Below are 12,023 nucleotides of genomic sequence, written 5' to 3' on the forward strand. Positions count from 1 at the left end.
AAGATCAATCCGCACACCCCAACGGTGCATGGACACCGAACTCGCATCACTCCTAGTCGAGTATGGGTTGCGAGGTCGAACCCCAGTATAGACTGGATGCGTAGCGCGTCCAGCAAGCTACCCGCTAGGCCGGCAAACGATGGCGGAACATTTGCGGCGCGACTACGCGCTTGCTGCCACTTCTCTGAACCGCCTCACTACTGCTATCAGAATTGCTTCGCGCGCTCCTCAGATTGAGCACCTGCATGAAGAACGTGGAAAGCACGCACTGGAAGACATGCGACATATAGAAAGTCAAGATGAACGCAAGACTCCTTCCCACGATGACGCTCTCATTGCTCTTCGCTGCATGCGGCCCCGCACCTCAGGATGAGGGCAAAGAGCAGAAGCCAGCGGCCGTTTTCGAGAACGGCTCGATCCTCATCGGCTCGCAGCGCGTTGAACTTGGCGCGCCCGCCGATGCGTGGATTGCCGCCCTTGGTAGCAACTATCGCTTTGCCGATCCTGAATTACCGATCATGATGATCTGGGATGAACTGGGGATCGCTGCCTATACGAGCCCAACCAAAGAACATCGCATCAACTCAGTCTCATTCGTCCTCCGTGTCCCTCCCAAATCATCTGGCGGCTATGAACATCCAGGAGAAGGGATTCAGCCACGCAGAACTTTTTCGGGTGCAGTTTCGTTCTTGGGAACGCCTGTGAACAAGACGACACAGGTAGATGACATACCTCGACTGAGCAAGGGTGTACTCGAAGTGCATTGCAGCCACGGAATTGCTCTCTGTAGCGCCAACAGGGCCGATCAGGCCAAGCTGGATTACTCTTTCCACTTCACCGTGGACGATCAACGCTACAGCAGCTACATATACAAACTGAACATCGAGAAAGACAGCGCTCCAGATTAAGCAAACAGGTAATCACCCTCACAAACGGTGACCACTCGACTTCATCGCTGCTATCGGCTGAGCTACGGCACCCGCCTCCACGGAGACTTCTTTGATGAATGAATCCGGCCAACAAGGAATGCTCAAGGCAATCGCTCTCTCCGCCCTTCTTCTTGCTATTGCTGGCTGCCATGCCGCCTCACCCGACTCAGGCAATCCGCGGCAGCCGAGTGTCGAATTCGACAACGGAGATTTCTTGATCAATGGTGGTCACGCACGAATTGGGGCAACAACCAAGGAATGGATCTCCCTTCTGGGCGACAACTATAGATATGCCAACCCGCGCTCACCACGCATGATGGTGTGGGACGAACTAGGCATTTTTATCTATACCGATTTCCCCAAGAAGGACAGTGTCCGTACTGTAGCCTTTGCATTCAACACAGATCTAGATGAAGGACCCGGGACACCAGATGCGACAGCGGCAACCAGACCCAAAAGGCCATTCCCAGGGCAGGTCGTCGTCAGTAGCACACGAATCAACGGCGACATGAAGATCAGTGACATTCCAGCCGCCAGCAACATGATGCTTGAGGTGCACTGCAGCAAGGGCATCGCGACATGCACTACGAATCGCGTTGATGGCACTGATCGCGGCTACTCGATCTACTTCACGGTTGATGAGAAGCGGTATGAAAGCCTGCCGTACACCATTGAAATCGGCCGCGCACTTTGATCGCCTCCTGCCAATCACCCAGGCCACTTCCAAGAGCAGCCTTCTGGCGAGAACAATCAGGCCAGCACTCGATGATCAAAGGATTCGTTCTTTCAGCCGTTCTCACTCTCCTGATTTCGGGCTGCCATGCAGCGCCACCTGACGCAGCGCAAGTCCGGCAACCAAGAGTCACGTTTGAAAAGGGCGTCTTCTCCATCAACGGTAAGCACGCGAGAATCGGCGCGACTACCGCAGAGTGGATCTCCGCGCTGGGAACGAACTACCGATATGCCGATCCGAAGTCCGCCGACATGATCATCTGGGACGAGCTTGGAATATTCATCTATACCGATCTGCCAGGGAAGGATCAAGTCAGCAGCGTTGCCTTTGCTTTCCACAAAAATCCCGATAACCATCTTGACTTGCCTGCTACGGCGCAGGACATCAGGCCCAGACGAACGTTCACCGGCGAGGTTGTCATCGGTGGCGCACGATTCAACGGTGACATGGAGATGGGTGACATCCCGGCCGCCAGCAACATGACCTTTGAGGTTCATTGCAGCAAGGGCATCGCGATATGCACCACGAATCGGGTTGATGGCACATCCCGTGGCTACTCGATCTACTTCACGGTCGATGAGAAGCGGTATCAAAGCCTGCCGTACACCATTGAAATCAGCCGTGCACTTGAATGACCGTCCCGGACATTCGGCACATCGACCGCTGCCGAACGTGATGCCAGTTCAGACGCTGCCATGGCGAGGCCCCTTGAAGAACATGCGGACAACGCCGATTTCGGCCGGAACGCCGGTGCGTTCGCTGCTTGCCGCTGCAGATGACCGCTGGAATCTCAGCTGCACCAAAGGCGTTTCAGCCTGCATTGCGCTGCGCACGGACCAGCCCTCCGAGCAACTGTCAAAGAGCTTCGCCGTCGACGGCAGCTTCGAAGACAGCCCTCTCTACACTTTGGAACTGCACAGAAATTCCTGGCAGCTGCTTTCCGGGCGCCGGGAAGACCTGTTCTTCGAGAAGAATAGGATCAAGAGCACGGAATGATCACAAGAAATCTCCTACTTTTTGCCCTTGCCCTTGGACTGGGAGCCTGTGACTCCGGACATCCCATAAACACAGGCGCGGACGCCACCCAGGCCGCAGCTCCCCTGGCTTTCCAGGATGACTACGTCAAGTACAACGGCCAGCGGCTGGATTTCACTCAGAATCTGTCCAGTTGGATCAAAGTACTTGGCTCTAATCATCGGACCGCGTTCCCCAATGACCCTAGCATTGTGGTCTGGGACGACCTGGGCATCCGTGTCTACACCGATTTCCCCAAGAGCCAACGTGTGGTAACAGCATCAGTTGCCCTACGCGGAGAGCCAGAGGATTCGCCGTCCTATATCCCGCCCGGCGAAGGCGTTCGACCACGCCGGGACTATGCCTACTCAGTACTTGTCAATGGTGTCCTCGTAAGCAAGAACACTCGCGTAGGCGACGTCGCACATCTGAGTGGAGGTCGGCTTCGCATTGACTGCAGCCGCGGCATCAGCATCTGTGGCGCGAGCAGGAACGATGACAATTTCATTCAGATAAAGACTTATTTCGGAGTGGATGACCGACGGTACGACAGCACGCCCTACGTCATTGAGTTCGGCCCAGGCCACAACCCGCCTGAATGAGATCTACCAGGCGTCGCGACGATAGCTCCCTGCCCCCTTCAATAGCTTGACTTGATCGGAACCGACCAGAGTCGTCATGAACTCACGATTTCCCCTGACGATAGTCTTCTCATTGGCCTTCGCCGCATGCAGCGCCGCGCCTCAGGACGCGCGCAAGGCGCAGAAGCCAGTGGCCGCTTTCGAGAACGGCTCGGTCCTCATCGGCTCACAGCGCCTTGAACTTGGCGCGCCCGTCGATGCGTGGATTGCCGCGCTGGGAAGCAGCTACCGTTTCGCCAATCCTGAAATCCAAAGCATGATCATCTGGGATGATCTTGGAGTCGCCGTCTATACGGATTCCACGAAGGATCGCCATGTGAAATCAGTATCCTTCATACTTCGCCCGCCCCTGGAATCATCTTGAGAGTCTGAGCCTGCAGGTGTAGGCGCGCAGCCGCGACGCGAAAGTCGGCCTGCACCATAATTGAACGCAGGGGTGTTCGAGCGGTTGCAGCGCGCGGATACACGAAGACCTACTTGGCGGGAGAAGCCGCTCAGGAGCGGGAATGATCAGGAAGTTTTTGCTTGCCCCGCTGCTCGTCCTCGGCATCGGCGCGTGCAGCGATGCACAGACGGCAGGTCCTGCGCGCGACGAGACCAATGCTGCGACGCATCTGGCGTTCAACGAAGACTACATCGAGTACAAGGGACAACGCCTGACCTTCAAGCAGGATCTTGCCGCCTGGGAAAAGGTGCTGGGGCCCATGCACCGCAATGCGCTTTCGGACGCCCCGGACATCGTTGTCTGGGACGATCTGGGCATTCGTGTCTATACGAACTACCCCAAGGATCTGACGGTCCGTACCGTCGCCGTTACCCTGAAGGGTCTGCCGGAAGACGCGCTGGCCTACATCGCACCAGGTGAGGGCGTTCGTCCCCGCGCAGACTACGAGGGCCCCGTCTCACTCAGTGCGGTGACCGTGGACAGGAATACACGGGTCGGGGACATCGCGCGGCTGAGCAACGATCGGCTGCGCATCGACTGCAGTCGCGGCATCAATCTCTGCACGGCAAGCCGCAAGGATGACCGGTTCATGGATGTCAGCACCTACTTTGGAGTCGATGATCGCCGCTATGAAAGCACCGCCTATGAAATCGAATTTGGTCCCGGACGTGACGGCTCCCGCTGAGTTTCCAGTCAAGCCGATGACCTCTGTTCGCGTCACGCTGCTGTTCGTGCTGGCACTCGCACTGAGTGCCGCTGGCTGCCGCTCACGGCACGCGCCGTCTGCATTGACGACCACGCCTTCCTTGCCCGAAGCGGAACTGAAAGGCCTGTATTCGGGGACGCTGCTGAAGCAGCTGTCCTTCAAGGACAGCGACGGCCCGGGCCTGCTATTGCTTTCGCGCAGCGCGCAGACCGTGCCGGCGCAGGACGACGAACCACCGCTGGATCAGATAACCCTGCGTGCCGAGCTGTTCCGACGTGCGGACACGGCAGCGCCGTGGATGTCGCGGTGGAGCGTGGAGGATGCGATCCAATGCGATGGGTTGGATCTGGACGCCGGCTACTTCCTGGACCAGGTGACGGCCACCGACCTGGACCACGATGGCCGCGCCGAACTGACGCTGGCCAGCCACAGCTTCTGCGGCGGCGGCGTCGACCCTCAGCAACTGCGCATCGGCCTTCGCCAGGGCGAGCAGTACTACGAGGTACGCGGCGAATCGCTGGTGGAGGTGGCGGGCGATGAACCCTTCGGCGGCGAACGGGAGGACGACCCTGCGCTGGCATCGGCTGCGGCGCCGCTGCGCGCGCACATCGACACGGTGTGGGAAGCCATCAAGCGCGGCCCTTCGCCCTGACCAAAGCCCCCGCCTACGGGCTGCGCAGGATGACGGCCGCGCCTTGATCGAGCGCATGCGACCACCACAGGCACGGTGCTATGGTGGCGCCATCATGATCGCTGGAGCCAAACCGATGACCCGTTTCTCCCCTGCTCGTCTTGCCCTTGCCGCCCTCGCCACGCCCCTGCTGTTGTCGGCCTGCGTCAGCACGCCAGGCCCGCAGGTGAAGGGCAGCGGCCACTGCGACGCCAGCCAGCTGGGCTGGGCGATCGGCCAGCCGGCCAACGAGGCCAACATCCGCCGCCTGTCCAGCGAGAGCGGTGCCGGCCTGGTCAACCCGATCGGCCCCAGCACCATCACCACCAAGGACATCCGCCAAGACCGCCTGCGCGTGTACGTGGACAAGGACAACGTCATCACCGCCACCCGCTGCGAGTAAACGCCGCAGACGCCTGTTGTAGAGCCGAGCCCACGCTCGGCTGCGTTCCCGTCAACCCCAGTCGAGCATGGCTCGACGCTACAGGGCCACAACCCAGGGTTCAGGGTTCGGTGTAACCGGCGCAGTCGGGCAATGGCTGGTCGGGGTGGAATACCCCCTCACTGAAGCGGAACAGCCGCGTGTAGCTGCACGCCGGATCCTGCTCGGTGCGCAGGTCCTTCTTCTTCAGCGGACCCTTGGCCAGCGAGTCCTCGAAACGGGAGACGCCGGCCGGGAAACGGGTTGCCACGGTCTGGTAGCGCAGCACCGGCATGCCCTCGGCGGCCACGTCCAACCCCAGCCTGGCCGAGAAGCCATATTCATCGTGGCAGGCACCTGCACGCTGTTTCATGTCCTGCTCGCTGAAGCAGGCGCGGATCATCGCATTGCTCAGCCAGGGCACGGTCAGCACGTCATCATCCACCTGGATGTCGTCCTCTAGGTGCCGCACGCGCGCCAGCTGCAGCGTCGATGCGTCGGCACCACCGCCGGAATACATACTGCTGAACGTTACGATGCCGCCCACCAATACGTTCTGACGGGCGCGCTGCTGCGGATCGGTCACCGTTGCATCGCTGCCCACGCCCGGCGCCAGGCGCACGATCCACGGCCACAGTTTCAGCTCGCTTTCCTGCGGCACATCGATGCTGACGTGATAGCTGTGGGGCGTGCCTTGGCCCTGCTCCTTTTCCAGCACTTCCAGCAGGGTGGGCCGGTCGCCATCCTCGGTTACCGGCTGCACGCGCACGCACCAGACGCCATCGCGGGTGCAGTAGTACATCCCAGCCGGGCCCTTCTCATGGGCCATCAGCACCTGCCCCAGCGGCTCCATCACGTTGCCGGCGGCATCACGCTGCTGCGGCAGGATTGTGTCCTGGGCCAGCGCCAGCAGCGGGCTTGCCAGCAATGCGGCGCACACGGTGGCACGGAGAAGAACGGGGGGCATGGGTCGCTCCTGCTGCTGGGATTACGATGGTACCCGTTGCTCTGCATCATCCGCAGTCACAGCCACCCCAGCCCTTGGCTTTCGAAGTCTGGCCGATACCGGGGTTGAACGTGTTGCTCGGGTCGAGCTGCCGGTAGAACCCGGCCAGCGCCGGCTTGGCCGGATACAGGTGGCCCACGTTATGCTCGGCCGGGTACTCGGCGCCGCGCTGGTCAAGCAATGCCCACATCGCATGCTCGATCGCCATCGGGTCTTCACCCTTGCGCGCAATGTAGTCCTGGTGGAACACGTGGCACAGGAAATGACCGTAGTACAGCTTGTGCAGCAGGCGCCCATCGATCTCCGCCGGCAGCTGTTCGAACCAGTCGGCATCGTCGCGGCGCAGGGCGATGTCCAGCGCGACGATGTCCTGTACCTTGTCGCGGTGCACTTCACGGTAGCGCACGGCGGCACCGGCCACGGCGAAGCGGTGCAGGAATGCCTTGCGGCCCTCCTCCGCGGTGCAGTGGAAATAGCCGCCTTCGTGATCAGCAAAGAAGTCGCGCAGCCAGGCTTCGGTCTGCGCTGCGTCCTGCGCGGACACCTTCAGCAGCAGATGATGTTCATAGCGCTGGCGGAACTCGCCCATGCGCTTGGGCAGGTGCGAGGGCAGCAGGCCGGTCAGCCCCTGCATCACGCGGTCGGTCACGCCACGCAGGCCCAGCCGTTCGAACCAGCCATCGACGCGGCTCTTCAGCGCGAACGCGGCCGGCACGCGTGCAGTGCCGAGACGATCGATCAGCAGGAAGCTGTCCTTGCCGTAGCGCTCGCCGATGTCATAGGCATCGCGGTGGATGTATTCGCCGGCAATCGGCAGGCGCTCGAAGCCGGTCAGCAGCTGGCGGCGGATCGCGGTCAGGCTGTCGGTGCGGTTGCTGCCGATGTAGAAAACCTCGGCAGCTTCCTTCTCGAAGGTGTCCAGGCGCACCGCGAAGACCGCCAGTTTTCCGGCCGAACCGGCGGCTTCAAAGTGGCGGCTGGGGTCGGCATTGAAGCGCGCCGGGGTATCGGCATCGACCCTGCGCACCTCCTGCGCATAGCGTGGATCGGAAGCGGCCCGGCCATCGCCGTCGCCCACGTCGGCAGCACGGTAGTCGCCGGCCTGCAGTCGCTGCAGGATCTCCTCGGGCGTATCACCCAGCGCGATACCCAGATGATTGACCAGCTGCAACCGGCCCTGCGCGTCGACCTGCGCGTACAGCGCCAGTTCGGTATACGCCGGGCCACGGCGCACCAGCGCGCCGCCGGAGTTGTTGCAGATGCCGCCCAGTACCGAGGCACCGATGCACGACGAGCCGATCACCGAATGCGGCTCGCGGCCCAGTGGCGCCAGCGTCTGTTCAAGGCGGTCCAGCGTCGCGCCGGGCAGGCACAGCACCTGGCGGCCTTCGTTCAACAGCTGGATGCCAGTCAGGCGCAGCGTGCTGACCAGCACGATCGGGCGACCGTAGTCGTTGCCATCCGGGGTCGAGCCGCCGGTCAGGCCGGTATTGGCCGCCTGCAGGATGATCGCCGCCCCACCCTGCACCGCCGCCTGCAGCACGCGCCACAGTTCCAGCAGCGTGCCTGGGCGCACCACCGCCAGCACCGGTCCCTCACCGAAGCGGTAACCACGGCGGAAGCGGCGAGTGGCCTTGTCGCCGGTCAGGACGTGGCGGCGGCCGACCGCGTCACGCAACCGCGCCAGCACGGCCTGCGGGTCGCTCATGGCAGGTTGACCAGTGAATCGCGGCCGATGTCGGCGATGCGGTGCGCACCGGTCAGCGTCATGGCCACGCGCATTTCCTTGGCGATCAGGTCCAGCAGGTTGGCCACGCCGGCCTCGCCCTGTGCGGCCAACGCATAGACGAAGGCACGCCCCAGCAGCACGGCATCGGCCCCCAAGGCCAGCATGCGCACCACGTCCAGGCCGGTACGGACGCCGGAGTCGGCGAGGATCTTCAGCTCGCCCTGCACCGCATCCGCGATCGCCGGCAGTGCGCGTGCGGTGGACAGCACGCCGTCCAGCTGGCGGCCACCGTGGTTGGAGACCACGATGCCATCGGCGCCGAACTTGACCGCATCACGTGCGTCATCCGGGTCGAGGATGCCCTTGATCACCATCGGGCCCTTCCAGAACTCGCGGATCCACTCCAGGTCCTTCCACGAAATGGACGGATCGAAGTTGCTGCCCAGCCAGCCGATGTAGTCCTCCAGCCCGGTCGGGTTGCCGCGATAGGTGGAGATGTTGCCCAGGTCGTGCGGGCGACCCAGCAGGCCGACGTCCCAGGCCCACTGCGGATGGGTGATGGCCTGGCCGATACGGCGCAGTGCAGCGTTCGGGCCGCTCATGCCCGAGTGCGCGTCACGGTAGCGCGCGCCCGGTACCGGCATGTCCACGGTGAACACCAGCGTGGTCACGCCGGCGGCCTGTGCGCGCTCCAGCGCGTTGCGCATGAAGCCGCGGTCACGCAGCACGTACAGCTGGAACCACATCGGTCGCTGGATCGCCGGTGCCACTTCCTCGATCGAGCACACCGACACGGTGGACAGGGTGAACGGAATGCCACGGCTGTCGGCCGCGCGCGCCGCCTGTACTTCGCCGCGCCGGGCGTACATGCCGGTCAGGCCGACCGGTGCCAACGCCACCGGCATCGCCAGTTTTTCACCGAACAGTTCGGTTTCCAGGCTCAGGTCGGACATGTTGCGCAGGATGCGCTGGCGCAGCGCGATGTCGGACAGGTCGGAAACGTTGCGCTTCAGCGTGTGCTCGGCATACGCGCCGCCATCGATGTAGTGGAACAGGAACGGCGGCAGCCGGCGTTGCGCTGCGGCACGGTAATCGGTGGAGGCGGAGATGATCATGGGGTCAACCGTGTGGGGAAGGTAGACGCGAGGCCCGCGCACGCCGGGCTTCGTTGTCATCGAGGGTGCGCAGCGTGGTGTGCACGAACTCGAGGTGGGCATGCGCGGCAGCGCGCGCGCGTTCGGGGTCGCCGGCCAGCACCGCATCCATCATCTCGCGGTGCTGGTCGGACAGCGGCGAAAAGGTCCTCGCCGAGGTATAGAGCTTCTCGCGGCTCTGCGAGATGTTGGTCTGCAGCAGCTCGAACAGTCCACGCATCACCTGCAGCAGCACCAGGTTGTGCGAGGCCTCGGCGATGGACAGGTGGAAGGCCGCGTCAGCCTCGGCCTCGCCGGTGGGATCGTCCTTGCCGTGCGCATCCATCATGGTCTGGAACGCCTGCGCGATGCGCGCGCGGTCCTCGTCGGTGGCGCGCAAGGCGGCATGCCAGGCGGTGGCGCCTTCCAGCGCGTGGCGGATCTCCAGCACGTCGAAGCGATATTCCGGGTCGCCCTGGAACAGCGGCAGGTACGGCGCCAGCGGTTCATCCAGCATCTGTCGTGCCCGCGCCGCCGGCTCGGCCACGTAGGTGCCACCTCCGACGCGTGCGCTCAGCAGGCCCTGGCTGGCCAGCTGCGCGATGGCCTCGCGCAGCGCGGTGCGCGAGACCCCCAGCTGCACCGCCAGGGTGCGCTCGGCCGGCAACCGGTCGCCCGGCTGCAGCCGTTGTTCCTGCACCAGGCCGCGCAGCTGCGCGGCCACCTTGTCGGAGATGCGTTGCGTACTCATGGCGCCATTGTGGCCCGAAGCACGCGGCAGGGGGATGGCCGGCGCGGCATGGCTCAGGGAATCATCCAGGTCAGCCAGTAGGCCTGGGCCAGGGTGATCAGGCCGACCATCGTGGTGAACACCAGGCTGTGCTTGACGGTAAAGCGGAACAGGTCCGATTCCTTGCCGGCCAGGCCGACCGCCGCACAGGCGATGGCGATCGACTGCGGCGAAATCATCTTGCCGGTCACGCCGCCGGTGGTATTGGCCGCTACCAGCAGCACGTCGGACACGCCGATCTGCTGCGCGGTGGTGGCCTGCAGTGCCGAGAACAGCGCATTGGACGAGGTGTCCGAACCGGTCAGGAACACCCCTAGCCAGCCCAGGAACGGCGAGAAGAACGGGAACGCATCACCGGTGTGTGCCAGGGCCAGGGCGAGCGTGGCCGACAGCCCGGAGTAGTTGGCAATGAAGGCGAAGGCCAGCACCATGCCGATCGAATAGATCGGCATGCGCAGCTCGCGCACCGTTTCGCCAAAGGTCTGCAGCGCCGAGCGGGCCGGCATGCGCAGGGCGATGATGGCGATCACCGCGACGAGGATGATCGAGGTGCCGGTGGCCGAGAACCAGTCGAATTTATAGACCGCCTCGTAGCTGAGCGGCGCGTCCACGATCGGCGGCATCTTCTGCACCATCTGGTCCAGGCCCGGCACCGGGATCTTCAGCACCCAGCCTTCCAGCGGGCCACCGGCCGCGAACAGCGACTTGAACGGCTTGATGCTCCACAGCGTGACCATTGCAGTGAGGATCAGGAACGGCGACCACGCCTTGGCGATCTGACCGACGCTGTAGCGCGGCGCCTCCAGCGCCTGTGCTGCCGCCTCGGCGCTGGTCTCGGTATCGAAGCGGAAGATCCGCACCGGCTTCCAGCGGCGCAGGAACAACGTCAGGCACACCAGCGACGCCAGCGACGCGGTGATGTCTGGCAGCTCCGGGCCGATGAAGTTGGAGGTCAGGTACTGCGCGATGGCGAACGAGCCACCCGCAACGAGCACCGCCGGCCAGGTTTCCTTGATGCCGCGCCAGCCATCCATGATCGCCATGATCCAGAACAGCACGATCACGGTCAGGAACGGCAGCTGGCGGCCGGCCATCTGGCCGATCTCGAACGCATCCAGGCCCGTGACCTGCCCGGCCACGATGATCGGAATACCCATTGCACCAAACGCCACCGGCGCGGTGTTGACGATCAGGCACAGGCCCGCCGCGTACAGCGGCTTGAAGCCCAGCCCGACCAGCAGCGCGGCGGTGATCGCCACCGGCGCACCGAAGCCGGCCGCGCCCTCCAGGAAGGCACCGAACGCAAAACCGACCATCAGCATCTGCAGGCGCTGGTCTTCGGTCACCGACAGAATCGAAGCGCGGATGATGTCGAACTGCCCGGTCTTGACCGAGACCTTGTAGAGGAACACCGCGCCGATGATGATCCAAGCAATCGGCCACAACCCATAGACAAAGCCGAAGCCGGCCGCACCGAGCGCCTGGCTCAGCGGCATGCGGTAGAACAGCAGCGCCACGCCAAGTGCGATGGCCACGGTGATGGTGCCGGCCAGCCAGCCCTTCATGCGCAGCACGGCCAGGGCAACGAAGAAGAACGCGATCGGCAGCAGCGCGATCAGGCTCGACAACCACAGGTTGCCGGCGGGGTCGTACAGGTGTTGCCAGGGCTGCATGGAAGCTCTCGACTGGGGGCGGGATGTGCTCCACCGCAGGCGGTGGGTCGCCGTGCCTGTCGATCATTGGTCATACCACTATCGATCTTGATCAGGCCACGTGGAGCGGATTTAACCGCCACACTGACGAAGC

At 63.2% G+C, this 12,023-nt stretch carries 14 protein-coding genes; 9 read left to right on the forward strand and 5 right to left on the reverse strand.

Translation table 11 applies throughout. The features are described 5' to 3' along the window. Positions 1-299 precede the first annotated feature (299 nt). From QZ853_RS17375 to QZ853_RS17415, 9 genes are all read left to right on the forward strand, one after another. Positions 300-908, forward strand: coding sequence for a hypothetical protein (locus tag QZ853_RS17375; RefSeq protein WP_295575867.1), 609 nt, complete (start codon positions 300-302; stop codon positions 906-908). Positions 909-1,002: 94 nt separating this feature from the next. Next, positions 1,003-1,623 (forward strand): hypothetical protein, encoded by a 621-nt coding sequence (locus QZ853_RS17380; RefSeq protein ID WP_295575869.1) that lies wholly within the window; start codon positions 1,003-1,005, stop codon positions 1,621-1,623. Between the two features lie 71 nt (positions 1,624-1,694). After that, positions 1,695-2,297, forward strand: a complete 603-nt coding sequence (locus tag QZ853_RS17385; protein WP_295575871.1) for a hypothetical protein — start codon at positions 1,695-1,697, stop codon at positions 2,295-2,297. A gap of 73 nt (positions 2,298-2,370) precedes the next feature. Further along, a complete protein-coding gene (locus QZ853_RS17390) occupies positions 2,371-2,658 on the forward strand; it encodes a hypothetical protein (RefSeq protein WP_295575874.1) in 288 nt (95 codons plus the stop codon). Then, entirely contained in the window at positions 2,655-3,278 is a 624-nt protein-coding gene (locus QZ853_RS17395) for a hypothetical protein (protein ID WP_295575877.1), read from the forward strand. The genes QZ853_RS17390 and QZ853_RS17395 overlap by 4 nt, the downstream gene beginning before the upstream one ends. A gap of 76 nt (positions 3,279-3,354) precedes the next feature. Then, entirely contained in the window at positions 3,355-3,681 is a 327-nt protein-coding gene (locus QZ853_RS17400) for a hypothetical protein (protein ID WP_295575880.1), read from the forward strand. 142 nt (positions 3,682-3,823) lie between these two features. After that, positions 3,824-4,447: a hypothetical protein gene (locus QZ853_RS17405; protein WP_295575881.1), complete on the forward strand. Its 624-nt coding sequence runs from the start codon at positions 3,824-3,826 to the stop codon at positions 4,445-4,447. 16 nt (positions 4,448-4,463) lie between these two features. Continuing rightward, complete coding sequence (locus tag QZ853_RS17410; RefSeq protein ID WP_295575883.1) at positions 4,464-5,120, forward strand: hypothetical protein; 657 nt, start codon at positions 4,464-4,466, stop codon at positions 5,118-5,120. Positions 5,121-5,235: 115 nt separating this feature from the next. Continuing rightward, positions 5,236-5,541, forward strand: coding sequence for a hypothetical protein (locus tag QZ853_RS17415; RefSeq protein WP_295575885.1), 306 nt, complete (start codon positions 5,236-5,238; stop codon positions 5,539-5,541). 100 nt (positions 5,542-5,641) lie between these two features. On the opposite strand, the gene QZ853_RS17420 is transcribed toward QZ853_RS17415, so the two are convergent. The 5 genes from QZ853_RS17420 to lldP are packed head-to-tail and all read right to left on the reverse strand — an operon-like array spanning position 5,642 to position 11,890. Continuing rightward, entirely contained in the window at positions 5,642-6,526 is an 885-nt protein-coding gene (locus QZ853_RS17420) for a hypothetical protein (protein ID WP_295575888.1), read from the reverse strand. Positions 6,527-6,572: 46 nt separating this feature from the next. Beyond that, entirely contained in the window at positions 6,573-8,273 is a 1,701-nt protein-coding gene (gene dld, locus QZ853_RS17425; protein ID WP_295575891.1) for a D-lactate dehydrogenase, read from the reverse strand. Then, entirely contained in the window at positions 8,270-9,409 is a 1,140-nt protein-coding gene (gene lldD, locus QZ853_RS17430; RefSeq protein ID WP_295575893.1) for an FMN-dependent L-lactate dehydrogenase LldD, read from the reverse strand. Before lldD ends, dld begins: the two co-directional genes overlap by 4 nt. 4 nt (positions 9,410-9,413) lie before the next feature. After that, positions 9,414-10,178 (reverse strand): transcriptional regulator LldR, encoded by a 765-nt coding sequence (lldR, locus tag QZ853_RS17435; protein WP_109813694.1) that lies wholly within the window; start codon positions 10,176-10,178, stop codon positions 9,414-9,416. Between the two features lie 53 nt (positions 10,179-10,231). Then, entirely contained in the window at positions 10,232-11,890 is a 1,659-nt protein-coding gene (gene lldP, locus QZ853_RS17440; protein WP_295575897.1) for an L-lactate permease, read from the reverse strand. Positions 11,891-12,023: the final 133 nt, after the last annotated feature.

Source organism: uncultured Stenotrophomonas sp. (assembly GCF_913778665.1).
Lineage (GTDB): Bacteria > Pseudomonadota > Gammaproteobacteria > Xanthomonadales > Xanthomonadaceae > Stenotrophomonas.

Coding starts and splice junctions, on each gene's coding strand:
- QZ853_RS17410 (WP_295575883.1), top strand. CDS start 4,464: ATGACCTCTGTTCGCGTCACGCTGCTGTTCGTGCTGGCACTCGCACTG.
- dld (WP_295575891.1), bottom strand. CDS start 8,273: ATGAGCGACCCGCAGGCCGTGCTGGCGCGGTTGCGTGACGCGGTCGGC.
- lldR (WP_109813694.1), bottom strand. CDS start 10,178: ATGAGTACGCAACGCATCTCCGACAAGGTGGCCGCGCAGCTGCGCGGC.
- lldD (WP_295575893.1), bottom strand. CDS start 9,409: ATGATCATCTCCGCCTCCACCGATTACCGTGCCGCAGCGCAACGCCGG.
- QZ853_RS17400 (WP_295575880.1), top strand. CDS start 3,355: ATGAACTCACGATTTCCCCTGACGATAGTCTTCTCATTGGCCTTCGCC.
- QZ853_RS17380 (WP_295575869.1), top strand. CDS start 1,003: ATGAATGAATCCGGCCAACAAGGAATGCTCAAGGCAATCGCTCTCTCC.
- lldP (WP_295575897.1), bottom strand. CDS start 11,890: ATGCAGCCCTGGCAACACCTGTACGACCCCGCCGGCAACCTGTGGTTG.
- QZ853_RS17375 (WP_295575867.1), top strand. CDS start 300: ATGAACGCAAGACTCCTTCCCACGATGACGCTCTCATTGCTCTTCGCT.
- QZ853_RS17405 (WP_295575881.1), top strand. CDS start 3,824: ATGATCAGGAAGTTTTTGCTTGCCCCGCTGCTCGTCCTCGGCATCGGC.
- QZ853_RS17385 (WP_295575871.1), top strand. CDS start 1,695: ATGATCAAAGGATTCGTTCTTTCAGCCGTTCTCACTCTCCTGATTTCG.
- QZ853_RS17420 (WP_295575888.1), bottom strand. CDS start 6,526: ATGCCCCCCGTTCTTCTCCGTGCCACCGTGTGCGCCGCATTGCTGGCA.
- QZ853_RS17415 (WP_295575885.1), top strand. CDS start 5,236: ATGACCCGTTTCTCCCCTGCTCGTCTTGCCCTTGCCGCCCTCGCCACG.
- QZ853_RS17395 (WP_295575877.1), top strand. CDS start 2,655: ATGATCACAAGAAATCTCCTACTTTTTGCCCTTGCCCTTGGACTGGGA.